Genomic DNA, 22,030 nt, shown 5'->3' with positions numbered 1-22,030 from the left:
TTAGGTCGAGGTGGGCGTGGGGGTGTGCAGGATGCCGTTGATCAACATCTGGAAGCCCCAGGTCATACGTGCTTTCGGGGTGCCTGCCAGGAGCTCGTCGGCGAGCGAGGCGATGCGCGGGTGGGTGTCGCCGGAAGCGTTCTGAAGGGCGTGGGCGAGGGCGTCCCAGTCGTCCTGGGCTCCGGCGGCCCGGTCCTGGACGGCATGCTCGGCCGCGGTCGCGGTCGCGACCTGTAGCAGCAGGTCCACGCCCCAGGCCGCCTGTCCGGGCGGCACGCCGCCCTCGTCCAGCAGGGTCAGCAGCCTCTCGACGAGGTTCAGGTAGTGCTCTCCGCTGGGGCGGGCCACCAGAGCGGACTGGGCGAGGCCCCGGTACTCGAACAGCACCCCGGTGTAGGAGGTGAGGACCTTCTCCAGACGCTCGCGCCAGTCGCCCTGGTCGGCCGGGGGTGACTCGACGGTTCCCAGGAGCGCGTCCAGTACGGCGGCATGCAGCTCCGCGGTGTTGCGGACGTACACGTACAGCGAGGCCGGGCCGGTGTCCAGCTCCTGCGCCAGCCGCCGCATGGTGACCTTCTGCAGGCCCTCGGCGCGCGTGATCTCGACGGCGGCGGCGACGATGCCGTCCCGTGTCAGGGCCGGTTTGGCCGGGCGCTCGCGGCGACTGCGGCCGCGACTGCTCGGTGTATCGGGGTGGTGAGCTGCCATGTCCTCCAGGGTAACGAACATGTTCGCTACGAACAAGTTCTGGACGAACATGTTCGTTCGCGGCTCCATCGGCAGCTCCGCGCGGGGTTCAGTTCGCGGCTCCGCGCGGGCGGAAATTGGTCTCGACCTTTAACCGTCCCCGATGCCTTCCTTAAGCGCACCCTAAGATCGCCAACCTCCGTCCGGATGAAGCGGTTTGCCCGAATCCGGATCGCTAGCGTGCTGCCGCACCCACTCCCCGTGAAACCGTTAAACCGCGAAGGCAGGCACACGCGATGAGCAGTACGCAGCACCGGCGCAAGGTCAGTGGCAGGAACAAGGCGATAGGCGGCGTGGTCGCCGCGGCCGTGGTCGGCGGTGGCGCCCTCCTGTTCTCCGGGACCGCGCAGGCGGCCGACGTCGGAGCCGCGTACACCAAGACCAGTGACTGGTCGACCGGCTACACCGGGCAGTACGTCATCACGAACGGCACCGGCCAGGTGAAGGGGGACTGGACGCTGGAGTTCGACCTGCCGTCCGGCGCCACGCTGAGCTCGCTGTGGAACGCCGAGTCCGCGGTGAGCGGGCAGCACGTCACGGTGAAGCCGCCGGCCTGGGACAAGGACGGCCTGGTGGCCGGTGAGTCCGTCACCGTGGGGTTCGTCGTGAACGGCACCGCGAACCCGACGGGCTGTCTCATCGACGGCGCCAAGTGTTCGGTGGACGACGGCGCGACACCGGAACCGAGCGGCCGCCCGACGGAATCGGCGACGCCGAGCTCCAGCCCCTCGCCGACCGCTACCCCGACGCCGCCCTCGACCCCGACGGCGACCGCCACTCCCACCCCCTCCGAGACCTCCAGCGGCGGCACCACCGCGAGCGCCGGTTTCGCTCCCTACGTCGACACCTCCCTCTACCCCGCCTTCGACCTGGTCGCCGGCGCCACAGCCACCGGTGTGAAGCAGTACAACCTCGCCTTCATCACGGACGGCGGCGGCTGCACGCCCAAGTGGGGCGGTGTGACGGACCTGGCGAGTGACGCGGTCGCGGCGCAGATCGGCGCCCTGCGGGCGAAGGGCGGCGACGTCCGCGTCTCGTTCGGCGGCGCCTCCGGCTCGGAACTGGCCACGGCCTGCTCCTCGGCCGACGCGCTGGTGACGGCGTACAACAAGGTCGTGGACGCCTACGACCTCACGAAGGTCGACTTCGACGTGGAGGGCGGCGCGCTGCCGAACACGGCGGCGAACACGATCCGCGCGAAGGCCATCGCGAAGCTCCAGCAGCAACACCCGTCGCTGGACGTGTCGTTCACGCTGCCGGTGATGCCCGAGGGCCTCACCCAGGACGGCGTGAACCTGCTGTCCAACGCCAAGGCGAACGGCGTCTCCATCGACACCGTCAACATCATGGCGATGGACTACGGGCCCGCGTACAGCGGCGACATGGGTACGTACGCCGAGCAGGCCGCGACCGCGACGCAGGCCCAGGTCAAGAGCGTCCTCGGGCTCTCCGACAGCGCGGCCTGGAAGGCGGTCGCGATCACCCCGATGCTCGGCGTCAACGACGTGGCGACGGAGATCTTCAAGGTCGAGGACGCCACCCAACTGGTCGCCTTCGCCAAGTCCAAGGGCATCGGCTGGCTCTCCATGTGGTCCGTCACCCGCGACAAGCAGTGCCCCGGCGGCGCGAAGAACTCCGCCGACGCGACCTGTAGCTCGATCGTCCAGGACGCGAACGCGTTCGCGAAGGCCATCAGCGCCTTCAACTAGCCCCCTCTGTACGGGGTACGCGCCCCCTCCAGCCCCCTCTGCACGGGGGTACGCGTCCCGGCCGGCACTTCCCCCATCCGGCCGGGACGCGTGGGACCACAGCGTGTCCGTGGGGACGTGGGGACGTAGGGACGTGGGGACGTGCGGACGTGCGGACGTGGGTGTGCACGGCGGTGGGTGGGTGCCGTCGAGTTACTCGCGGAACGGAGCGTTCGCTGGGGGATGCGCGTCAGCGATGTCCGCGATGTCCGCACCCAGGCCCGCGAGCAGGCGCAGCCCGTCCTCGGCGGGGCTGCCGGGGGCCGCGGACAGGACCAGCAGCTCCATGTCCGACTCGTCCGGTAGCGTGAAGTTCTCCTGGTGCAGTTCCAGCAGGCCGACCAGCGGGTGCCGGTACGCCTTGCGTCCGTGGGTGCGGGCGCGCACGTCCGCACGGGCCCACAGCCGGCGGAAGCGCTCGCTGCCCATCGCCAACTCGCCGATGAGCGAGGCCAGCCGGGGATCCTCGGGGTACTTGCCGGCGGCCAGACGCAGGTGTCCGACCACGTCGAGGGTGCAGTTCTCCCAGTCCGCGTAGAGGCCGCGCTCGGCCTCCTCGAGGAAGATGTGCCGGGCGGTGTTCAGGCCCGGTATCGGCCGGCCGTAGAGGAGCCAGGCGAGACGGTTCCCGGCGAGCACGTTCAGGCGGTGGTCCATGATCAGCGCGGGTGCGTCGGTGACCAGGTCGAGGACGCGCAGCAGCTCCGGCCGGACCCGCCCGGTCGGCGCCTTCGCGGGGCGGCGGCGCTGCTGGGTGAGCCGGCAGAGGTGGTCGCGTTCGGTCTCGTCGAGGCCGAGGACGCGGGCGAGCGCGTCGAGGACCTGCTCGGAGGGCTGGGTCGCGCGGCCCTGCTCCAGACGTACGTAGTAGTCGACGCTGACTCCGGACAGGTGCGCGACCTCTTCGCGGCGCAGCCCTTCGACCCGGCGCCGGCTGTCGGTGGGGATGCCGACGGCCGCCGGGTCGACCCGGGAACGCCGGGTCCGCAGGAAGCCCGCGAGATCGTCCATGTCCTCAGTATGGCCGCGGTGGTGCCCGTGAAGGTGGTCCTGCCATTACCAGGAAGTCCGATACCAGGAAGTCCGGTCCTACGGAAGAAGCGCCCCTGAACGCCGGGCGCCGCGGCGCCCAGTATCGAAGGCACCCGATCCGAAGGAGTTCCCATGAAGACGCTGATCGTCTACGCCCACCCGGAGCCGACGTCGCTCAACGGCTCGCTGAAGGACCTCGCGGTGTCGACGTTGCAGACCGCCGGGCACGAGGTACGGGTGAGCGATCTGTACGCGATGAACTGGAAGGCGGTCGTGGACGCCGCGGACTACGGCCCCGACGCCTCAAGTCCGCTGAAGGTCGCTCCGGACTCGGGCCGGGCCTTCGACGCCGGGACGCTCACCGCGGACGTCCGCGCCGAGCAGGAGAAGCTGCTGTGGGCCGACACGATCATCTTCCAGTTCCCGTTGTGGTGGTACACGATGCCCGCGATCCTCAAAGGCTGGGTGGACCGGGTGTTCACCTACCACTTCGCCTACGGCGTCGGCGAGCACAGCGACACCAAGTACGGCGAGCGCTTCGGCGAAGGCACCCTCGCGGGCAGGAAGGCTCTGCTGTCGGTGACCACCGGCGGCCCGGAGTCGCACTACGCCGCTCGCGGGATCAACGGCCCCATCGACGATCTGCTGTTCCCGATCCACCACGGCATCTTCTACTTCCCGGGCATGGAGGTGCTGCCGCCGTTCGTGCTGTACGGCGCCGACCGGCTTACCGGCGAGGACTACCCGGACGTCGCCAAGGCCTGGGAACAGCGCCTGCTCACCCTGGAGTCGACCGAGCCGATCGCGTTCCGGCGACAGAACTTCGGTGACTACGAGATCCCCTCGCTGCACCTCAAGGAGGGACTGGAGCCCGCGGGTCGCACGGGTTTCGGGCTGCACGTGCGCGGCTGACCTCCGGCGACGGACACGATGAGGGGGCAAGTGGGGGTCGTGCAAGGAGAATGCAGGGGCCGGCTCCGGTCATCCCTGGCCGGCCTCACCTCGAAGGGAATTCGCCATGAGCATGGCGTACCTCGCACAGCCCGATCAGCAACAGAAGCTCGAATGGCTCGACGGCGGCGTCTTAGCCGTACTCCTGGACGGCGCGGCCACCGACGGGCAGTTGACCGTCGGACGGTTCACCGTCGGCAAGGGCGAAGCGCCGCCGTACCACATGCACACCCGTGAGGACGAGGTCTTCATGATGCTCAAAGGCAGCGCGCTGGTGTGGTGCGACGGCCAGGAGATGGAACTGTCCGAAGGAGGCATCGTCTTCCTGCCCAAGAACGTCCCGCACGGCTACCGGATCACCTCCGACACCGCCGATCTGCTGATGATCTGCACCCCCGCCGGCATCGAGGGCATGTTCCGGCACGCGGGACGCGACCTGGCGACACCCCGGCCCGACGGTTTCCGGGTCTCCCCCGACCTCCTGGCGGAAGCGGCCGACGCGTACGGCCACGTCATCGTGGGCCCACCGCGCTGACCCCTCGACGCGCACTCAAAAGCCACAGGGCGCGGCACTCCCCTCACCGTGCCGCGCCCCGTCCCCCCGGCTCTCTCCAGGCGGTGGCCTACTCGACGGCCACCCCCGGCAGCACTCCCGTCCGCGCCGCCTCCCCGTACCACCGGGCACTCGACTTCGGCGTGCGCGTCAGCGTCGCGTAGTCCACGTACACCGCCCCGAAGCGCTTCCCGTAGCCGTACGCCCACTCGAAGTTGTCCAGCAGGGACCAGAGGTAGTAGCCGCGGACGTCGGCGCCGTCGGTGATGGCGCGGCGTACGGCCGACAGGTGGCCGTGCAGGTAGGCGATCCGCTCGGGGTCGTGGACGCGGCCCTCGGGGTCCGGCTTGTCGTCGTAGGCGGCGCCGTTCTCGGTGATGTAGAGGGGCAAGCCGGGGGCCTCGCGGGCGTACCGCGTGATCAGGTCGTACAGGCCCGTCGGGTCGATCGTCCAGCCCATCCCCGTACGCTCGCCCGGGGTCTGGTGGAAGGCGACGTCGTCCGCGCCCGGCCAGGGGGAGTGCGCACTCGCGCCATGGCCGTCCGCTCGCGGGCCGTCCGGCACGGTCGGTGCGGCCGAAACCAGCGTCGGGGTGTAGTAGTTGAGGCCGAGCGCGTCCAACGGCTGTTTGATCAGGGCGAGATCGCCGTCCAGGACGTACGACCAGTCAGTGACGGACGCCGTCGACGCGAGCAGACCCTGCGGGTACGCGCCGTGCAGGATCGGCCCGTGGAAGACCCCGTTGGCGAGGTCGTCGATGCGGCGTGCCGCCGACCGGTCCGCCGGGTCCTGTGAAACCGGCCTGACGACCGAGGAGTTGAGGCTCACCGCAATCGTGTTGCGGTGGGGCATCACGGCGCGCAGGGCCGAAGTGCCCAGACCGTGCGCGAGGTTCAGGTGATGCGCGGCTTTCAGGGCCGCCGCCGGGTCGGTGCGGCCGGGCGCGTGTACCCCGGAGCCGTACCCCAGAAAGGCGCTGCACCAGGGCTCGTTGAGGGTGGTCCACTGCTCCACGCGGTCGCCCAGGGCGTCGCCCACGATCTGCGCGTACTCGGCGAATCGCAGCGCGGTGTCGCGCGCGGGCCAGCCGCCCGCGTCCTCCAGTTCCTGCGGGAGGTCCCAGTGGTAGAGGGTGACGGCCGGCTTGATGCCGTGTGCCAGCAGCTCGTCCACCAGGCGGCGGTAGAAGTCCAGGCCGCGCTGGACCGCGGGGCCGCGGCCCGTCGGCTGCACCCGGGGCCAGGAGACCGAGAAACGGTACGCGGTCAGGCCCAGGTCCGCCATCAGGGCCACGTCGTCGCGGTAGCGGTGGTAGTGGTCGACGGCCACGTCACCGGTGTCGCCGCCCGCTGTCCTGCCCGGCGTATGGCTGAAGGTGTCCCAGATCGAGGGCGTGCGGCCGTCCTCCCGTACCGCCCCCTCGATCTGGTACGCGGAGGTCGCCGCGCCCCAGAGGAAGGCGGGAGGAAAGGTCACGGGCGTCACAGGCTCAGGCATGGAAGCGCTCCCATAGGAGGTCGTGGAGACCGACAGTAAGAGGGGGGAGAGGGAGTTGGGTGGGAAAGGGGCCGAGACAGCGGTGGCTCGGCCCCACCAGGGTGTCATCCCTTGACGGCGCCCTGCATGATGCCGCCCACGATCTGCTTGCCGAAGAGCGCGAAGACGAGCAGCAGCGGCAGTGTGCCGAGCAGCGCGCCCGCCATGATCAGGGACTGGTCGGGGGTGAAGCCGCGGCCGAGGCCGGCGACCGCGACCTGCACGGTCGGGTTGCCCATCTGGGTCAGCACCAGGAACGGCCACAGGAAGTCGTTCCACGTCTGGACGAAGATGAGCATGCCGAGGACGGCCATCGCGGGGCGCGCGGCCGGGAACACCACGTGCCAGATCACCCGCCAGCTGCTCGCGCCGTCCACCCGGGCCGCCTCGATCAGCTCGTTCGGCAGCGCCTGGATCAGGTACTGCCGCATGAAGAAGACGCCGAAGGCGCTCACCAGGGACGGAAAGATCACCGCCTGGAGCTGGTCGGTCCAGTCGAGCTTGGCGACCATCATGTAGAGCGGTATCACGCTGAGTTGGGGCGGGATCATCATGGTGCCGATGATGATCAGCATCATGGCGTTACGGCCCCTGAAGCGCAGCTTGGCGAAGGCGAACCCGGCGATCGTGGACAGCACGACGACGGTGACCGCCGAAATCCCGGCCACGATCGTGGTGTTGAGCATCGCCTCGCCCAGATTGGCGTCCTTCCAGGCGAGTTCGAGCTTGTCGAACAGGCCTGAGCCGAACCAGAACGGCGGCGGTGTCTGCGCCAGCCGGTTGTTGTCGCGCGAGGCGGCGATCGCCGTCCACACCAGCGGGAAGAGCGAGCCGAGGGTGAACAGCACGAGTACGGCGTATGCGATCGGGCCGCCGTGCAACTGCCCGCCCGCGCGCGCGGACTTGGGGCGCCGGACGCGCTTGGGCGGTTCCGTTGCGGGGTCGGACGGAGGCGTCAGGGTCGTCGTCACGGCCGGTTCTCCTGTCTGCTGGCTTACCTGCCGGCTCAGCTACTGGCGCGCAGCCGGCGCGAGATGACGTAGTTGACGATCCCGATCACGATGAGGATCAAGAACATGGTCCAGGCGATGGCGGAGGCCCGGCCCAGGTGCTGGTTCACCCAGCCCTGCTCGTACAGATAGAGGCCGAGCGTCTGGAACTGGTGCTGGGCGCCGCCCGATGCGCCCTTGTTGGCGTCGAAGAGGAGCGGCTCGCCGAAGACCTGGCTGGCACCGATCGTCGAGACGACCACGGTGAACAGGATCGTCGGACGCAGCGACGGCAGGGTGACGTGCAGGAACTGCTTCCAGCGCGAGGCGCCGTCCAGGGCCGCCGACTCGTACAGGTCCTGCGGGATGGCCTGCATCGCCGCCAGATAGATCAGCGCGTTGTAGCCGGTCCAGCGCCAGATGATGATCGACGAAACGGCTATCTGTGAGGGCCACTTGTCGTTCTGCCAGTCGATGTGGTCGAACCCGACAGCGTTCAGCGCCCAGTTGATCATCCCGTAGTCGCGGCCGAAGAGCAGCACGAAGACGAGCGAGGCCGCGGCGATCGAGGTGGCGTACGGCGCGAGCATCGCGACCCGGTAGAAAGTCGAGCCGCGCAGCTTGTAGTTGAGGATGTGGGCGAGACCCATCGCCATCATCAGCTGCGGGACGGTGGAGATGATCCCGATGGTCAGGGTGTTCTTCGCCGCGTTCCAGAAGAAGTCGTCGTCGAAGATCCGCGTGTAGTTGCGCAGGCCCACCCAGTCCATGTCGGTGGGCGCCGTCAGCTCCACCGTGTGCAGCGAGGCCCAGCCGGTGTAGATCAGCGGGAAGAGGCCGAAGGCGAGGAAGAGCAGGAAGAACGGGGAGACGAAGGCGTACGGGCTCCAGCGCATGTCCCGCTGCCAACGGCGGGAGAGCCGGGCCCGGCGCCGAACGTCCGCCTCCGCGGGCGTGGTTGACGGGGTCCGGTCGGCCGGGGCCGCGCCCCCCTCCTGCTCGGGGGGCGCGGCGATGTCGTGCCGGGCGGCCATACCGGTCACTTCTCCAGGTTGTTGTCGATGGTCTTCACGGCGTTGTTCCAGGCCTCTTCGGAAGACTTGCCCTGGGTCACCAGGACCACGCCGTTGTCGGTCAGCCCCTGCTGGATGATCTGGTCCTTCGGGCCGATCGTCTGGACCGGGATGTTCTTGGCGGCCTCGGCGAAGATCGTGCCGAGCGGCGCGGTACCCGTCATGTCGTTCTTCGCGTCCTTCACCGCGGCCGAGTCGTACGCCGCCGGGGTGCTCGGGAAGCTGCCCTGCACGGCGAACAGCTTGGCCTGCTGCTCGGGCGCCGTCAGCCAGGCGGCCAGCTTCGCGGCCTCCTCGGTGTTCTTGCCGGCCTTGGGCACGGCGAGGAAGGAGCCGCCCCAGTTGCCGGCCTTGGGCGCCTGGGCGATCTCCCACTTGCCGGCCGCGTCGGGCTTCGACTTGCCCTTGATGTAGCCGAGCATCCACGGCGGGCAGGACATCGCGGCGAACTTGCTGTTGGCGATCGTCGTGTCCCAGGCGGGCTGGAACTGCGTCTGGTTGCCGATCAGTCCGTCCTCGGCGGCCTGCGCGGTGAGGTCGAACGCCGACTTCACGGCCGGGTTCGTCTTGTAGATGACCTCGCCCGCGGAGTCGTAGAACCGCTCGGTCTCACCGCTGAGGATCGCCTGGAGCAGACCGCCGGGGGAGTCCAGGAAGGTGGTGCCCTTGGGTGCCTTCGCCTGGTACTGCTTGCCGACGTCCACGAACTTGTCCCAGCTGCCCGTCCACAGCTTGCCGACCGCCTCGCGTTCGCTGGGCAGGCCGGCCGCCTCGAACAGGTCCTTGCGGTAGCAGATCGCCATCGGACCGATGTCGGTGCCGACCCCGATCGTCTGCCCGTCCTTGGTGGTGGCCTGCTTCCACTTCCAGTCGAGGTAGTCGCTCTCCTTGCCGTACTTCGACAGGTCGAGCAGCTTGGACGCCTGGGTCTCGACGATCTCGGCGATGTTGCCGACTTCGACCATCTGGATGTCCTGGAGGCCACTGCCGGTGGTGAGGTGGTTGATGAGCGCGGGGTAGTAGTTCTCGTTGCGCTCCACTACGGTCTGCTGGATGTCGATGTCCGGGTGGAGCTTCTCGTACTCCTTGTACAGGCCGGATTCCTCGAAGCCCGCGGTGCCGAAGAGGCCGAGCGTGATCTTGGTCTTGCCGCCGCCACCGCCTGCCGACGAGTTGGAGCCCTCGTCCGTGCCGTCGTCGGCACATCCGGCCAGCAGCCCGGTGCCGAGCGACGCTATCGTCGCGAGGACCACCACCCTGCGGGCGGCTCCTGTACGTGCTCGCATTGCGTCCTCCTGTTGCCCTGACGTGCCGACCCCCCGGCCAACTGCATTGTTGGGCCCGTTTTTTGCACGCTGCGGCTCGGGCGGGGAACGTGCGGGATGTGTATGTGTCAGGTACCGTGGGAGCGCTCCCACAAGTGATGTGTTGAAGAGTCGTCGGTTCGCGCAGGGGTGTCAAGGGAGCGGACGCGGAGAACTGCCTTCAGTTATCGGGCTGTTAGCCAACTGCGGGAGACGGTACGAAATCGGCTGAGGCCGGGGGTTTTTCAGTCCGTCACCGGGGGCCTCCGGTACGGGCGACACCTGTGCGGGGCCCGGGTTCATGAACAGGGCTGTTAGATTCCAGGCCAGTCGCGGAGTGATCCGCGGTGTGACGGGAGGCGACGACGATGGCAGGCCACCGAGCGCGGGGCCGGAGCGGTGGGCGGCCGACCCTTGAGGAGGTCGCCGTGCGGGCCGGGGTGGGCCGCGGGACGGTGTCCCGGGTGATCAACGGCTCCCCACGGGTCAGCGACGCGACCCGCGCGGCCGTCGAGGCAGCGGTCGCGGAGCTCGGCTACGTCCCCAACACGGCGGCCCGTGCCCTCGCGGCCAACCGCACCGACGCGATCGCCCTCGTCGTCCCCGAGCCCGAGACCCGCTTCTTCGCGGAGCCGTACTTCTCGGACATGCTGCGGGGGGTCGGAGCGGCGCTGTCCGACACCGAGATGCAGCTCCTGCTGATCTTCGCGGGCAGTGACCGCGAGCGCCAACGCCTGGCCCATTACCTGGCCGCACACCGGGTGGACGGCGTCCTCCTGGTCTCGGTGCACGCGGACGACCCGCTCCCCGATCTCCTCTCCCAGCTGGAGATCCCGGCGGTGATCAGCGGCCGCCGCTCGGCGGAGGAGATCCTGCCGTCCGTCGACTCGGACAACTACGGCGGGAGCCGCGCGGCCGTCGAGCACCTGATCGCCCAGGGCCGCCGCACGATAGTCCACCTCGCCGGCCGGCTGGACGTCTACGGCGCCCAGCGCCGCGTCGACGGCTACCGCGAGGGCCTGCGCGAGGCCGGCCGGGAGCCCGACGACCGATTGATCGTCCCCGGCGACTTCACCGAGGAGGGCGGCCGCCGAGCGATGGCGGAGCTCCTCGCCCGCTGCCCGTCCCTCGACGCGGTCTTCGCCGGCTCCGACGTCATGGCCGCCGGCGCCCGCCAGGTCCTGCGCGAGCAGGGCCGCCGTATACCGGATGACGTGGCCCTCGTCGGCTACGACGACTCCGCCATCGCCCGTCACATGGACCCCCCGCTCACCAGCGTGCGCCAGCCCATCGAACTGATGGGCCGCGCGATGATCGACCTCCTCCTCGACGAGATCGCGGACCGCCGCCCGGCGGTCTCCCGGGAACTGGAGAAACGACAGGTCGTCCTCCCCACGGAACTGGTGGTCCGGGCGTCTGGGTGACGCCGCCCCTGACTGGGCCGGTTGCCGTCCCCTTCGCCTTCGCCGTCGCCGAAGAGCAGCGCGGGCGCGGTTCGGTGAGGCAGGCTGACGCCATGGTTCTGCATCCCCTGCTCGGAGTCGACGAAGTGCCTGCCGTGGAGCCCTATCTGGGCCGGGTGGGAGAGGTGTTCAAGGCGTACCGCGAGCAGGACTCGGGGTGCGTGTCGTACGGGGTGCAACTGCTCGACGGAGCACGCTGGTTCGTGAAAGAGGCGATCACCGACGACGCGCGGCGGTCCCTGGAGCGCGGCTGGGCGTTCCACCGGACGGTGCGGCACCGGGCGATCGTGCCGCAGGTCCACCGGATCGCCGTACGGCAGAGCTGGGCGGCGGTGATGCCCTGGCGGGACGGCGAGGTGCTGTATCACCCCACTCTCGGCGGCCCGCAGGACCGTACGAACCCGGCCGGCCCGATGGCCCGCTTCCGCGCCCTGCCGACCGACCGCGTCCTCCGCGCCTTCGACCGGGTCCTCGACGCGCACCTCGCGGTCGAGTCCGCCGGCCAGATCGCGGTCGACTTCTACGACGGCGCGCTGCTCTACGACTTCGCGGGCGACGTGACCCACCTGGTCGACCTCGACGAGTACCGGCCGGGCCCCTTCGTGCTGGAGGAGGACCGACTGCCGGGCTCCCGGCGGTTCATGGCGCCCGAGGAGTTCGTACGCGGGGCCGTGATCGACACCCGTACGACCGTCTTCACCCTGGGCCGCGCCGCCCGGCTCCTCCTCGACGCCGGTGACGAGGAACGCGCCTGGCGAGGCACACCCCAGCAGCTGGCGGTCATCGAACTCGCCACCGAAGCCGACCCCGACGCCCGCTTCGAGAACGTCCACACCTTCGCCGACGCCTGGCGCGCCGTCACCACACCCCGGGGCGCGTGAGGTTACGGCCGCAGCGCCAGCTCCCACCGGACCTCGCCGTCCTCGCAGCGGTCGGTCGGCGTCAGCCCTGCCGCGCCGGCGACGGCCGCGGAGGCCCGGTGACCGGGGTGGATGTGGGCGACGACCACGCGGATACGGGGCTGCCGCCCGAGCCGGTCGACCAGCCCCCGCGCCGCTTCGACGGCGAAGCCACGCCCCTGCCAGGGCGTCCCCAGCACCCAGGCGATCTCAGCGACGTCTCCCGTGACCGTCGCCTGGACCGTCCCCACCAGGCATCCGTCCTCCCGGCGCCGGAGCACCCAGTTCCACCAGGTGACAGCGGGGTCCGGGGAGCCCGCGACGAGCCGTTCGTAGCGCGAGCGCAGCGCGTCGGGGGTGGCGGGCCTACCGCCGATGAAGGCGTGCAGCGCCGGATCGGCCAGGACCTGGGCCATCTCCTCGGCGTGCTCGATGCGTAGGGGGAGGGCGTCCAGGCGGGCGGTGTGGATGATCGGGGCGGAGGTGGAGGGCTCGGGCATGGGGGATGTCCATGGCGAAGTCGGGGTGAACACCAACAAGGCCCGGCCTGTTTCCAGGTCGGGCCTTGATCATTCAGGGTGAGTGACGGGACTTGAACCCGCGGCATCCTGGACCACAACCAGGTGCTCTACCAGCTGAGCTACACCCACCATGTCCGGTCTGGGTTTTTCCGACCGGCCGAGAAAAAGTGTACAGGGTCCGAAGGGGTGCTCGCGCCCGGCTTTTGTGGGGGCCCATCAGGGCCCCGACAAAGGTCTGTCCGGTTCCGAAAGGGCCTGGCCGGCTCTACTCGACGGGCAGGACGTGCTTCGCGGCGATGGCGCGGGCGGTCTCCGAGTCGGGGCCGGGCTGCGGGACGAAGACCGCCTCGCGGTAGTAGCGGAGCTCGGCGATGGACTCGCGGATGTCCGCCAGGGCGCGGTGGTTGCCGTTCTTGTCCGGGCTGTTGAAGTACGCGCGGGGATACCAGCGGCGGGCCAGTTCCTTGACGGAGGAGACGTCCACGATGCGGTAGTGGAGGTACTCCTCCAGGGTCGGCATGTCACGGAGGATGAACCCCCGGTCCGTGCCCACCGAGTTTCCGCACAGCGGCGCCTTGCCCGGTTCCTTGACGTGCTCACGTACGTAGGCGAGGACCTGTGCCTCGGCGTCCGCCAGGGTCGTACCCGCGGCCAGCTCGGTGAGGAGGCCGGACTTCGTGTGCATGGCGCGCACCACGTCCGGCATCGTCTCCAGCGCCCTGTCCGGCGGCTTGATCACGATGTCCACGCCTTCACCGAGTACGTTCAGCTCAGAGTCGGTGACCAGCGCGGCCACCTCGATGAGCGCGTCATCCGACAGCGAGAGACCGGTCATCTCGCAGTCGATCCACACCATGCGATCGTTCATGTGCCTCACCCTACGGCCCACCACGCCCGGGTGAACCGCCCGTGCGTGCGGCACGGGCGGGGACCCGAGGGCCCCCGCCCGTGGAGAACGGCGCGAATGGTGGAAATGGTGGGCGTTACTGGACGCCGCGCGGCCCCGGAAGGCTCGCCCGCCCTGCCGCGTACAGCTCAGCGCCCACCTTGCCCGCGTCCATCGACATGGACGCCGACGCACCGACGATGCCCGCAGCCGCCGTACGGCGGGTCTGCGACGGAACCGAGCTCTCCTGGTGGATGGCCGGTGGCGGCCCCGCCGGACCGCCGCCGTCCGGGTCCGACTGCCGGTCGGCGGACTGCGGACGACGGGCCCGGTACGCGGCCCGGTACGCAGCCGGCGACGAGCCGAGCTGGCGCCGGAAGTGGCCCCGCAACGCGACCGGCGAACGGAAGCCACAACGGCCCGCCACCTCGTCGACCGAGTAGTCCGACGTCTCCAGAAGACGCTGCGCCTGGAGCACCCGCTGCGTGATCAGCCATTGCAGGGGAGCGCTCCCGGTGAGCGACCGGAAACGGCGGTCGAAGGTCCGCCGGCTCATGTACGCGCGTGCCGCCAGCGTCTCCACGTCGAACTGCTCGTGCAGATGCTCCAGCGCCCAGGCGACGACCTCCGCGAGGGGGTCGGCGCCGATCTCCTCCGGCAAGGACCGGTCGAGGTAGCGCTCCTGACCGCCGCTGCGGCGCGGGGGGACCACCAGACGACGGGCCAGCGCGCCGGCCGCTTCGTTGCCGTGGTCCGTCCGCACGATGTGCAGACAGAGGTCGATTCCGGCCGCGGTACCCGCCGATGTCAGTACGTCTCCGTCGTCCACGAAGAGTTCTCGTGGGTCGACGTGGACGGACGGGTAGCGCTTGGCGAGCGTCGGCGCGTACATCCAGTGGGTGGTCGCCGGACGGCCGTCCAGCAGGCCCGCCGCGGCCAGCACGAAGGCGCCGGTGCACAGCCCGACTATGCGGGCGCCCTCCTCGTGCGCCCGGCGCAGTGCGTCGAGTGCCTCCTCCGGTGGTGGCGAGGTGATCGACCGCCAGGCGGGCACGACCACCGTGCCTGCCCGCGAGATCGCTTCCAGGCCATGTGGCGCGGTGAGTTCCAGGCCCCCTGTGGTCCGCAGCGGGCCTTCCTCGCCCGCGCTCACCAAAAGGCGATAGCGCGGTACGCCGGCGTCCTGGCGGTCAATCCCGAACACCGACAGCGGTATGGAACTCTCGAAGATGGGGCCGCCGCTGAACAGCAGCACCGCGACGATCTCCTTGCGGCGTCGCCCGGAAAGTTTCCGGGCCGCGGCTTCCGGCGCGGCAGTGGAGTCGTGGCTCATCCTGCTAAGCCCCCCTCGGTGGTCGCGGCTCCTCGGTTGTGTCGCTCCTGCACGTTTCCCCTCGGTCCTGCACGAGTCCCCCGCCGTAAGACGTCAAGATCGAATCTACTGTGTCCCGTGGCGCCAAGGTGACCAGTTCGATACTCAACAGAATGTCGACAAGGCAACTTGGCGTGAAGCATTCGATCACGAAGCGTTGCACTCGTGGGCCGTGCAGGGAAGTACGCCTCGTGCCAGTGGCCAATCCACGTAGGGTGCGCGAGCCCTCTACGGTCCTTTCATTGCAGGTCGAACGGGGGGTGAGGGGTCGTTCGACCACGGAACGAGCCATGCGCAGAAGTTGGCTGAAAAGAAGCGGGCGCGTGCGCGTAAACCGGTCAGTCGACCGGCCTGTTTCCCCCACCGTGCCGACCGCCTCTGTGCGCCCCCGCGCCAGACCTGCCGTGCGGGCCGCCCGCGCCCTGCGCTCCGCGGGAGGCCGGCACTCCGTTGGGGACGGTCGCTCCGCGGGAGGCCGCAACTCCGTGCCCGCCGTGCCGTCCGCGGGCCGGGGTGCGCTCCTGGGCGAGCAGTTGCGCCGCACCCCGCTCGGACTGACGCAGCAGCGCCCGGCAGGCCGCGGTCACGGCCGCCAGGCCCAGTGCGGTACCGGCCGCGCCGGCGAGTGAGGTGCCGTACCAGACGAGAACCACCGGGACCAACACACAGCTGAAGGCCGCCCAACGCACCACATCGCTCGCCGTGTCCGGGACGGCGGGTGTCGCGGCATGCGCCCGGGGGGTGGGGCGGGACGAGGTCTCGGGTCCGGGCACAGTGTGCTCCCTCGTACGTACCTGGTGCTCCATTGCTCCCCCTGGCGGCGTCCGAAAGGTTCAACGCCTGGCCGACCGGCAGGTCACTGTGCGGCATGCCTGGGTGGACCCTGTGCAAACCGCCTGTACGGGGCAGCAACCATTGCGTTACGGGCGGCTCCTCATGCATGCTCCGATGAACGCCGCGTAGCGCACGCGGGATCTGGGCAGAGGAGGCGTGCCGCCGTACCCTTTGGGGTATGGGGTTGGGAAGATGATTCCCGGACACAGCTCTGCCGCACGTTGTCGTCGTCCCACCACGAGGATCCAAACGCCGAGATACCCATGGCCGGTCACGAATACTTCGATCCCGCGGACCGCCAGCGCCCGCTCGCCGATCCCACGGCGGCCGAGCCCCTGGCGGCGGAAGAACTACGCCAGTCCTGCGACCCCGCCTTCAAGCACGGCGTCGTCGTCGGCTTCGACGGCTCGACGTCCAGCGAGCGCGCCCTCGCCTACGCGATCGGCATGGCCCACCGCTCCGGCTCCGGGCTGATCATCGTCCACGTCGCCAACCGGCTGCCCACCACGGTGTGGGCGGGCTGCGAGCCCCCGGTCTTCGTCGATGTGCCGGACCACCGCACCGAGTTGCTCGGCCTCGAACTCGCCTGCGCCGAGTATCTGGCCGAAGTCCCGTGGATCCTTGTCGAGCGCGGCGGCGACATCTGCCACGAACTCGAAGAGGTGGGGCGGGAGTACGAGGCGGACGCGATCGTCGTCGGCTCCACGCACGGCATCGTCGGGCGCATCTTCGGCTCGGTCGCGGGCCGGCTCGCCAAGCGTGCGCAGCGCCCGGTCGTCGTCATCCCCTGAGCGCCGGGCAAACCCTGTCGTTTCCGTTCGGCAACTCGCCGTCGCCCCAGGTGGGATGAGCCGTGGGGCCGGTCAACTCCCGTTCCCCGCTGGGTGGGAAGCCGTGCAGATCTACTTGCGCGTAGAGGTGTTTGTGCGCTTGTGAAGGGAATATATCGGTCACCGCACCACCGCACATGCACGAAGGGAGCCCGCCGTGGACCATGACGCCCTCACCGGTACGACGCCCTTCCTCGACGCGCCGCCGGCCGGCGGGTGACGGCCACCGGCTGAAGTCGGCGCGGGCCCGGGGCAATTGGGCGGCCCCGGCCCCTGAAAAGAATGGGTCCCCGTGTGCTGGTGGCATGCACGGGGACCCGTTCCTTGCGCCGGAACCGGCGCCACTCCCGCGGAGGTGGTTGCTCGCCGTGGGGGTTCGTCAGCTATCGCTTCGGTGACTTCGTGGATATTTACTCCACCGTCACCGACTTCGCCAGGTTCCGCGGCTTGTCGATGTCCCGGCCCAGGGCCAAGGCCGTGTGGTAGGCGAGGAGTTGGAGGGGGATGCCCATGAGGATCGGGTCCAGTTCGTCCTCGTTCTTCGGGACGACGATCGTCTGGTCGGCCTTCTCCTGCTCCTGGTGCGCGACCGCGAGGATCCTGCCGCTGCGGGCCTTGATCTCCTCCAGGGCGGCGCGGTTCTTCTCCAGGAGGTCGTCGTTCGGGACGATGGCGACCGTCGGCAGGGCAGGCTCGATGAGCGCCAGCGGGCCGTGCTTCAGCTCGGAGGCCGGGTAGGCCTCGGCGTGGATGTACGAGACCTCCTTGAGCTTCAGGGAGGCCTCACGGGCCACCGGGTAGCCCCGGACACGGCCGATGAAGAGCATCGAGCGGGCCTCGGCGTACTGCTCGGCCAGCTTCTTGATCTCGTCCTCACGGTCGAGGATCTCGGTGATCTGGCCGGGCAGCCTGCGCAGGCCCTCGATGATCCGCTTGCCGTCGCGCACCGACAGGTCGCGGGTGCGGCCCAGATGCAGCGCGAGCAGCGCGAAGGCGACCGTGGTGTTGGTGAAGCACTTGGTCGAGACGACGCAGACCTCGGGTCCCGCGTGCACGTACATACCGCCGTCGGCCTCGCGGGCGATGGCGCTGCCCACCACGTTCACCACGCCGAGGACCCGCGCGCCCTTGCGCTTCAGCTCCTGGACGGCGGCGAGGACGTCGTACGTCTCACCGGACTGGGAGACCGCGACGTACAGCGTGTCGGGGTCGACCACGGCGTTGCGGTAGCGGAACTCCGAAGCCGGCTCGGCGTCCGCGGGGATACGGGCCAGCTCCTCGATCATCTGGGCGCCGATCATGCCGGCGTGGTACGAGGTGCCGCAGCCGAGGATCTTCACCCGGCGGATCTGGCGCGCCTCGCGGGCGTCCAGGTTCAGGCCGCCGAGGTGCACGGTGGAGAAGCGGTCGTCGATGCGGCCGCGCAGCACGCGGTCCACGGCCTCGGCCTGCTCGAAGATCTCCTTGTGCATGTACGTGTCGTGGCCGCCCATGTCGTACGACGCGGCCTCCCACTCCACGGTGGTCGGCTCGGACGTCGTACGGGTGCCCTCGGTGGTGTACGTACGGAAGTCGTCGGCCTTGAGGGTGGCCATCTCGCCGTCGTCAAGGGTCACTATCTGCCGGGTGTGCGTCACCAGGGCGGCGATGTCCGAGGCGACGAACATCTCCTTCTCGCCGATGCCGAGGACGACCGGGGAGCCGTTGCGGGCCACCACGATGCGCTCGGGGAAGTCGGCGTGCAGGACCGCGATGCCGTACGTGCCCTCGATCACGCGGAGCGCGTCGCGGACCTTGTCCTCCAGCTTCTCCTGCTGGGAGCGGGCGATGAGGTGGGTGAGGACCTCGGTGTCGGTCTCGGAGAGGAACTCGACGCCGTCGGCCTCCAGCTTCTTCCGCAGGTCGGAGGCGTTGTCGATGATGCCGTTGTGGACGACGGCGACCTTGCCGTCGGACGACAGGTGCGGGTGGGCGTTCACATCGGAGGGGGCGCCGTGGGTGGCCCAGCGGGTGTGGGCGATACCGGTGGTGCCGGCGAAGCGCTTGGGGACCTTGGCCTCCAGATCGCGCACCCGGCCCTTGGCCTTGACCATCTTCAGGCCGCCCGTCTTGGGCGTCGTGACGACGATGCCCGCCGAGTCGTAGCCGCGGTACTCCAGTCGCTGGAGGCCCTCAAGGAGGAGGGGAGCGACGTCACGCCTGCCGATGTATCCGACGATTCCGCACATGGATGACGTTTCCTAGCCGTAGATGATCTAGCCGTAGACGATGCGGCGCAGCTGCCTGAGCGTGAGCTCCGGCGGCGCGACCGCGCGGTATTTCAGGTCCGCCTCGATCCGCTCGAAGATCGACGCGTTCACCAGGCCCTGCGCCTGGAGTTCGCGGTGGCGGCGACGGACGTACTCCTCGGTCGTCTCGTCGAAGTAGGCGAGCACGTCCTGGACCACACGCAGCGCCTCGCCCCGGTTGAGGGGCGAGGAGCGCGTCAGATGATCAACAAGTTCGTCGTGCACTCGTCGATCCTGGGGTAAGGCGAGGGCATTCGCAAGAATCCTGCCCGATATCGGGCAAGTGACTGTTGAAACTCTCATGGGATCCTGTTTAGGGCCTGTTCATGCTGTGTCCTGCGTAAGGATGGCTGCCCAGAGCACCTTTTTGAGCCATGGACACTCCTCGCATGGGCGTACCGGAGAAGCTTGCCGCGCGCATGAGCATGGCCGAGCAGCACGAATACCTCCGCGCCAAGTTTTCCCGCCGCACGATGATCAGAGGCGGTGCCGTGACCCTGGGCGCCGTCGCGGGCGGCGCCTTCGTGCCGGGTGCGACCGCACAGGCCGCTGTACCGACGCAGAGCACCAGCATCAGCACCAGCACCAGCACCGAGAAGGTCGACGGGGCGCTCGTCGCCCCCTTCGGCCGTCACCTCGCCTACGGCGCCGACCCGAAGACCGAGATGACGGTCTCCTGGCAGGTCCCGGCCGCCGTCAGCAAGCCGTACATCCGGATCGGCGCCCACCCCTGGGACCTCTCACGCAAGATCGGGGCCGAGGTACGCAGCCTCTACACCCCGACCGGTGTCGGCGCGAGCGCCGACCACACGCAGTACTACCTGCACGCACAGCTCACCCACCTGCGCCCCGGCCAGACGTACTACTACGGCGTCGGTCACGACGGCTTCGACCCGGCGTCCGCGCACCTCGCGGGCACCCTGGGCACCTTCACCACCGCGCCCGCCAAGTCGGAGTCGTTCACCTTCACGGCCTTCGGTGACCAGGGCGTCAGCTATCACGGTCTCGCCAACGACAGCCTGATCCTGGCCCAGAACCCGGCCTTCCACCTGCACGCGGGCGACATCTGCTACGCCGACCCGACCGGCGCGGGCTCGACCACCGACACCGGCTTCGACTCGCGCGTCTGGGACCAGTTCCTCGCGCAGACCGAGTCGGTCGCCAAGCAGGTGCCGTGGATGGTGGCGTACGGCAACCACGACATGGAGGCCTGGTACTCGCCCAACGGCTACGGCGGCGAGGAGGCCCGCTGGCAGCTGCCGGACAACGGGCCCGACAAGAAGAACCTCCCCGGCGTGTACTCCTTCACGCACGGCAACACGGCGGTCATCTCGCTGGACGCCAACGACATCTCCTTCGAGATCCCGGCCAACCTCGGTATCTCCGGCGGCACCCAGACCAAGTGGCTGGAGGCCCAGCTCAAGAAGTACCGGGACGCCCAGGGCATCGACTTCATCGTGGTCTTCTTCCACCACTGCGCGTACTGCACCTCGACCTCCCACGCCTCCGAGGGCGGCGTACGCCAGGAGTGGGTACCGCTCTTCGACAAGTACACCGTCGACCTGGTGATCAACGGCCACAACCACGTCTACGAGCGCACCGACGTCATCAAGGGCAACGAGGTCACCAAGAAGCTCCCGATCGGCGGCACCGCCTACCCGGAGACCGACGGCGTGGTGTACGCCACCGCGGGCGCGGCGGGCCGCAGCCTGTACGCGTTCAGCGCCGACGAGTCCTACGAGGGCCACGTGAAGGACGTCGAGTCCGTGGCCTCCTTCGTCGCCCAGAAGGGCAACGTCCACGTGGCCGAGACGGTCGCCTGGTCCCGCGTGCGCTACGTCAACTACTCGTTCCTGCGCGTGGATGTGACGCCGGCGGCGAAGGGCCACCTCGCCACGCTCAAGGTGCGGGGCATCGCCGAGACGGGCGCGGAGATCGACAACTTCACGGTGGCACGCCGGGTCAAGTAGGCACCTTTCAGGGGCGCGAGGAACTGCGCGCCCGGCCACGACCACCCGCGGATTCGAGACTTCCTGCGGGAGCGGCCCGTTAGCCCGACAGGCGGTCCTCACATCCTCTTGAGGACCGCCTGCTTGGCCAGAGCGAACTCCTCGTCCGTCAGGACGCCCGACCTGTGCAGCTCACCGAGCTCCCGCAACCGCCGGAGCAGGGCGTCGTGGTCGGCAGCGGCGGCCGGCAGTTCCTTCGCCGGTTCCGGGGTGAGCGCCCTCGCCGGGTGTGGCAGACGCACTTGCACCGCCGCCGCGACCAGCGCCATCAGCGGATCCTTCTTGAAGCCCCACAACTCCACGGAGTTGGGGTCGTACTTGGGCGGCGCCTTCGTCTCCGCGCCGCGCACGGTGAAGCGCAGGTACCCGTTCTCCAGCCCGGCCGACGGATGCCATTCGACGCCGGTGACGTCCCCCAGGGCGAGCGACCGCCCCCCGGTGGCAGCCTTCGCGTCCTCGGTCTTCCAGTTCCACTCCAGGCGTACGTGTTCGCCGTCGAAGCTCGCGGTGCCGTCCCCGGCGGACACGGACAGGGGCAGGGCGGGACCCGGCAGCAGATAGGCGTCGACGGGGCCGGACGGCACCTCGTCCAGGAGCAGTGCGTTGCGGACCTCGTCCACGAGGTACTCGGCGACGCCGTAACGGTCGGACTCGACGGTGAGCTGGTACGGGTCGTTCGGCTCCCCGAGTCTGCCGCCGGTCGCCTGGAGCAGGGGGTCGGCGCCGTCGCGCAGTCTGAGCCTCAACCGCCCGGTCTTCCTGCCCTGTTCGAAGGAGATGCCCGCCAACGCGCCGAGCGGGACGGTCAGTTCACCCAAAGTCCTGCGGAGCAGGCTGACGTTCCTGTCGCGCCCGGGAGTCAGGCGCAGCGCGTCACCGTCGAAGATCCAGGTGCCTTCCCTCTGGATGATTTCCGCCATAGGGGGGATTCTTTCACCGGCTGTACGGGGAGGGTGGTCTATACCCATTAGAAGGGAGCGCATGTGAGACAGCA

At 69.4% G+C, this 22,030-nt stretch carries 20 protein-coding genes and 1 tRNA gene; 7 read left to right on the top strand and 14 right to left on the bottom strand.

Annotated features, from left to right (window positions below):
* Positions 1-708: a TetR/AcrR family transcriptional regulator gene (locus ACIPC1_RS31485; protein WP_402523098.1), complete on the bottom strand. Its 708-nt coding sequence runs from the start codon at positions 706-708 to the stop codon at positions 1-3.
* Positions 709-983: 275 nt separating this feature from the next.
* Here ACIPC1_RS31485 and ACIPC1_RS31480 point away from each other — a divergent pair, with 275 nt between their 5' ends.
* The gene (locus tag ACIPC1_RS31480; RefSeq protein WP_402523095.1) at positions 984-2,456 is read left to right on the top strand and encodes a cellulose binding domain-containing protein; all 1,473 of its coding nucleotides are present in this window, start codon (positions 984-986) and stop codon (positions 2,454-2,456) included.
* 192 nt (positions 2,457-2,648) lie between these two features.
* Here the strand turns inward: ACIPC1_RS31480 and ACIPC1_RS31475 are convergent, their stop codons facing one another.
* Complete coding sequence (locus tag ACIPC1_RS31475) at positions 2,649-3,506, bottom strand: helix-turn-helix transcriptional regulator (protein WP_402523093.1); 858 nt, start codon at positions 3,504-3,506, stop codon at positions 2,649-2,651.
* Positions 3,507-3,659: 153 nt separating this feature from the next.
* Here ACIPC1_RS31475 and ACIPC1_RS31470 point away from each other — a divergent pair, with 153 nt between their 5' ends.
* Together ACIPC1_RS31470 and ACIPC1_RS31465 are read left to right on the top strand one after the other, a co-directional pair.
* Positions 3,660-4,439 carry an NAD(P)H-dependent oxidoreductase gene (locus ACIPC1_RS31470; RefSeq protein WP_402523090.1) on the top strand — a complete coding sequence of 260 codons (780 nt, stop codon included), beginning with the start codon at positions 3,660-3,662 and terminating at the stop codon, positions 4,437-4,439.
* Between the two features lie 106 nt (positions 4,440-4,545).
* Positions 4,546-5,013 carry a cupin domain-containing protein gene (locus ACIPC1_RS31465; RefSeq protein ID WP_402523088.1) on the top strand — a complete coding sequence of 156 codons (468 nt, stop codon included), beginning with the start codon at positions 4,546-4,548 and terminating at the stop codon, positions 5,011-5,013.
* 88 nt (positions 5,014-5,101) lie between these two features.
* Here the strand turns inward: ACIPC1_RS31465 and ACIPC1_RS31460 are convergent, their stop codons facing one another.
* The 4 genes from ACIPC1_RS31460 to ACIPC1_RS31445 all read right to left on the bottom strand — a co-directional run bounded on the left by ACIPC1_RS31460 (position 5,102) and on the right by ACIPC1_RS31445 (position 9,916).
* Positions 5,102-6,529 carry a GH1 family beta-glucosidase gene (locus tag ACIPC1_RS31460; protein WP_402523086.1) on the bottom strand — a complete coding sequence of 476 codons (1,428 nt, stop codon included), beginning with the start codon at positions 6,527-6,529 and terminating at the stop codon, positions 5,102-5,104.
* A gap of 104 nt (positions 6,530-6,633) precedes the next feature.
* A complete protein-coding gene (locus tag ACIPC1_RS31455) occupies positions 6,634-7,539 on the bottom strand; it encodes a carbohydrate ABC transporter permease (RefSeq protein WP_384375923.1) in 906 nt (301 codons plus the stop codon).
* Between the two features lie 35 nt (positions 7,540-7,574).
* The gene (locus tag ACIPC1_RS31450; protein ID WP_402523523.1) at positions 7,575-8,591 is read right to left on the bottom strand and encodes a carbohydrate ABC transporter permease; all 1,017 of its coding nucleotides are present in this window, start codon (positions 8,589-8,591) and stop codon (positions 7,575-7,577) included.
* Between the two features lie 5 nt (positions 8,592-8,596).
* A complete protein-coding gene (locus tag ACIPC1_RS31445) occupies positions 8,597-9,916 on the bottom strand; it encodes an extracellular solute-binding protein (RefSeq protein WP_402523083.1) in 1,320 nt (439 codons plus the stop codon).
* A 386-nt stretch (positions 9,917-10,302) separates the two neighbouring features.
* Here ACIPC1_RS31445 and ACIPC1_RS31440 point away from each other — a divergent pair, with 386 nt between their 5' ends.
* A complete protein-coding gene (locus ACIPC1_RS31440) occupies positions 10,303-11,358 on the top strand; it encodes a LacI family DNA-binding transcriptional regulator (RefSeq protein WP_402523081.1) in 1,056 nt (351 codons plus the stop codon).
* 92 nt (positions 11,359-11,450) lie between these two features.
* Positions 11,451-12,278 (top strand): serine/threonine protein kinase, encoded by an 828-nt coding sequence (locus ACIPC1_RS31435; RefSeq protein WP_402523079.1) that lies wholly within the window; start codon positions 11,451-11,453, stop codon positions 12,276-12,278.
* 2 nt (positions 12,279-12,280) lie between these two features.
* On the opposite strand, the gene ACIPC1_RS31430 is transcribed toward ACIPC1_RS31435, so the two are convergent.
* The 5 genes from ACIPC1_RS31430 to ACIPC1_RS31410 form a co-directional block, all read right to left on the bottom strand.
* Positions 12,281-12,796 (bottom strand): GNAT family N-acetyltransferase, encoded by a 516-nt coding sequence (locus tag ACIPC1_RS31430; RefSeq protein WP_402523077.1) that lies wholly within the window; start codon positions 12,794-12,796, stop codon positions 12,281-12,283.
* Positions 12,797-12,873: 77 nt separating this feature from the next.
* Positions 12,874-12,946, bottom strand: a tRNA-His gene (locus ACIPC1_RS31425).
* Positions 12,947-13,082: 136 nt separating this feature from the next.
* The gene (orn, locus tag ACIPC1_RS31420) at positions 13,083-13,685 is read right to left on the bottom strand and encodes an oligoribonuclease (protein ID WP_384373404.1); all 603 of its coding nucleotides are present in this window, start codon (positions 13,683-13,685) and stop codon (positions 13,083-13,085) included.
* A 115-nt stretch (positions 13,686-13,800) separates the two neighbouring features.
* Entirely contained in the window at positions 13,801-15,036 is a 1,236-nt protein-coding gene (locus tag ACIPC1_RS31415; RefSeq protein WP_402523074.1) for a helix-turn-helix domain-containing protein, read from the bottom strand.
* 377 nt (positions 15,037-15,413) lie between these two features.
* The gene (locus ACIPC1_RS31410) at positions 15,414-15,848 is read right to left on the bottom strand and encodes a hypothetical protein (RefSeq protein WP_402523072.1); all 435 of its coding nucleotides are present in this window, start codon (positions 15,846-15,848) and stop codon (positions 15,414-15,416) included.
* 324 nt (positions 15,849-16,172) lie between these two features.
* Between ACIPC1_RS31410 and ACIPC1_RS31405 the strand changes: the two genes are divergently transcribed.
* The gene (locus ACIPC1_RS31405; protein ID WP_365436699.1) at positions 16,173-16,700 is read left to right on the top strand and encodes a universal stress protein; all 528 of its coding nucleotides are present in this window, start codon (positions 16,173-16,175) and stop codon (positions 16,698-16,700) included.
* Between the two features lie 449 nt (positions 16,701-17,149).
* On the opposite strand, the gene glmS is transcribed toward ACIPC1_RS31405, so the two are convergent.
* Together glmS and ACIPC1_RS31395 are read right to left on the bottom strand one after the other, a co-directional pair.
* Positions 17,150-18,967 carry a glutamine--fructose-6-phosphate transaminase (isomerizing) gene (glmS, locus tag ACIPC1_RS31400; RefSeq protein WP_402523068.1) on the bottom strand — a complete coding sequence of 606 codons (1,818 nt, stop codon included), beginning with the start codon at positions 18,965-18,967 and terminating at the stop codon, positions 17,150-17,152.
* Positions 18,968-18,994: 27 nt separating this feature from the next.
* Entirely contained in the window at positions 18,995-19,252 is a 258-nt protein-coding gene (locus tag ACIPC1_RS31395; protein ID WP_266461726.1) for a hypothetical protein, read from the bottom strand.
* Positions 19,253-19,416: 164 nt separating this feature from the next.
* On the opposite strand from ACIPC1_RS31395, the gene ACIPC1_RS31390 reads away from it, so the two are divergent.
* Complete coding sequence (locus tag ACIPC1_RS31390; protein ID WP_402523066.1) at positions 19,417-20,997, top strand: purple acid phosphatase family protein; 1,581 nt, start codon at positions 19,417-19,419, stop codon at positions 20,995-20,997.
* 98 nt (positions 20,998-21,095) lie between these two features.
* Here ACIPC1_RS31390 and ACIPC1_RS31385 read toward each other — a convergent pair whose 3' ends face one another.
* Positions 21,096-21,956 carry a DUF4429 domain-containing protein gene (locus ACIPC1_RS31385; RefSeq protein WP_402523063.1) on the bottom strand — a complete coding sequence of 287 codons (861 nt, stop codon included), beginning with the start codon at positions 21,954-21,956 and terminating at the stop codon, positions 21,096-21,098.
* Positions 21,957-22,030: the final 74 nt, after the last annotated feature.

Source organism: Streptomyces sp. NPDC087263 (assembly GCF_044744645.1).
In the GTDB taxonomy this organism is placed as follows: Bacteria; Actinomycetota; Actinomycetes; order Streptomycetales; family Streptomycetaceae; genus Streptomyces.
Note: the sequence above shows the minus strand (reverse complement) of the source record. Positions and strands in the feature narration are given on the sequence as shown.

What these genes read in the sequence shown, in the direction of transcription:
- ACIPC1_RS31390 (WP_402523066.1), top strand. Translation starts at nt 19,417, where the DNA reads ATGGGCGTACCGGAGAAGCTTGCCGCGCGCATGAGCATGGCCGAGCAG.
- ACIPC1_RS31385 (WP_402523063.1), bottom strand. Translation starts at nt 21,956, where the DNA reads ATGGCGGAAATCATCCAGAGGGAAGGCACCTGGATCTTCGACGGTGAC.
- ACIPC1_RS31465 (WP_402523088.1), top strand. Translation starts at nt 4,546, where the DNA reads ATGAGCATGGCGTACCTCGCACAGCCCGATCAGCAACAGAAGCTCGAA.
- ACIPC1_RS31430 (WP_402523077.1), bottom strand. Translation starts at nt 12,796, where the DNA reads ATGCCCGAGCCCTCCACCTCCGCCCCGATCATCCACACCGCCCGCCTG.
- ACIPC1_RS31475 (WP_402523093.1), bottom strand. Translation starts at nt 3,506, where the DNA reads ATGGACGATCTCGCGGGCTTCCTGCGGACCCGGCGTTCCCGGGTCGAC.
- ACIPC1_RS31485 (WP_402523098.1), bottom strand. Translation starts at nt 708, where the DNA reads ATGGCAGCTCACCACCCCGATACACCGAGCAGTCGCGGCCGCAGTCGC.
- ACIPC1_RS31470 (WP_402523090.1), top strand. Translation starts at nt 3,660, where the DNA reads ATGAAGACGCTGATCGTCTACGCCCACCCGGAGCCGACGTCGCTCAAC.
- ACIPC1_RS31460 (WP_402523086.1), bottom strand. Translation starts at nt 6,529, where the DNA reads ATGCCTGAGCCTGTGACGCCCGTGACCTTTCCTCCCGCCTTCCTCTGG.
- glmS (WP_402523068.1), bottom strand. Translation starts at nt 18,967, where the DNA reads ATGTGCGGAATCGTCGGATACATCGGCAGGCGTGACGTCGCTCCCCTC.
- ACIPC1_RS31435 (WP_402523079.1), top strand. Translation starts at nt 11,451, where the DNA reads ATGGTTCTGCATCCCCTGCTCGGAGTCGACGAAGTGCCTGCCGTGGAG.
- ACIPC1_RS31480 (WP_402523095.1), top strand. Translation starts at nt 984, where the DNA reads ATGAGCAGTACGCAGCACCGGCGCAAGGTCAGTGGCAGGAACAAGGCG.
- ACIPC1_RS31415 (WP_402523074.1), bottom strand. Translation starts at nt 15,036, where the DNA reads ATGAGCCACGACTCCACTGCCGCGCCGGAAGCCGCGGCCCGGAAACTT.
- ACIPC1_RS31450 (WP_402523523.1), bottom strand. Translation starts at nt 8,591, where the DNA reads ATGGCCGCCCGGCACGACATCGCCGCGCCCCCCGAGCAGGAGGGGGGC.
- ACIPC1_RS31405 (WP_365436699.1), top strand. Translation starts at nt 16,173, where the DNA reads ATGGCCGGTCACGAATACTTCGATCCCGCGGACCGCCAGCGCCCGCTC.
- ACIPC1_RS31445 (WP_402523083.1), bottom strand. Translation starts at nt 9,916, where the DNA reads ATGCGAGCACGTACAGGAGCCGCCCGCAGGGTGGTGGTCCTCGCGACG.
- ACIPC1_RS31440 (WP_402523081.1), top strand. Translation starts at nt 10,303, where the DNA reads ATGGCAGGCCACCGAGCGCGGGGCCGGAGCGGTGGGCGGCCGACCCTT.
- orn (WP_384373404.1), bottom strand. Translation starts at nt 13,685, where the DNA reads ATGAACGATCGCATGGTGTGGATCGACTGCGAGATGACCGGTCTCTCG.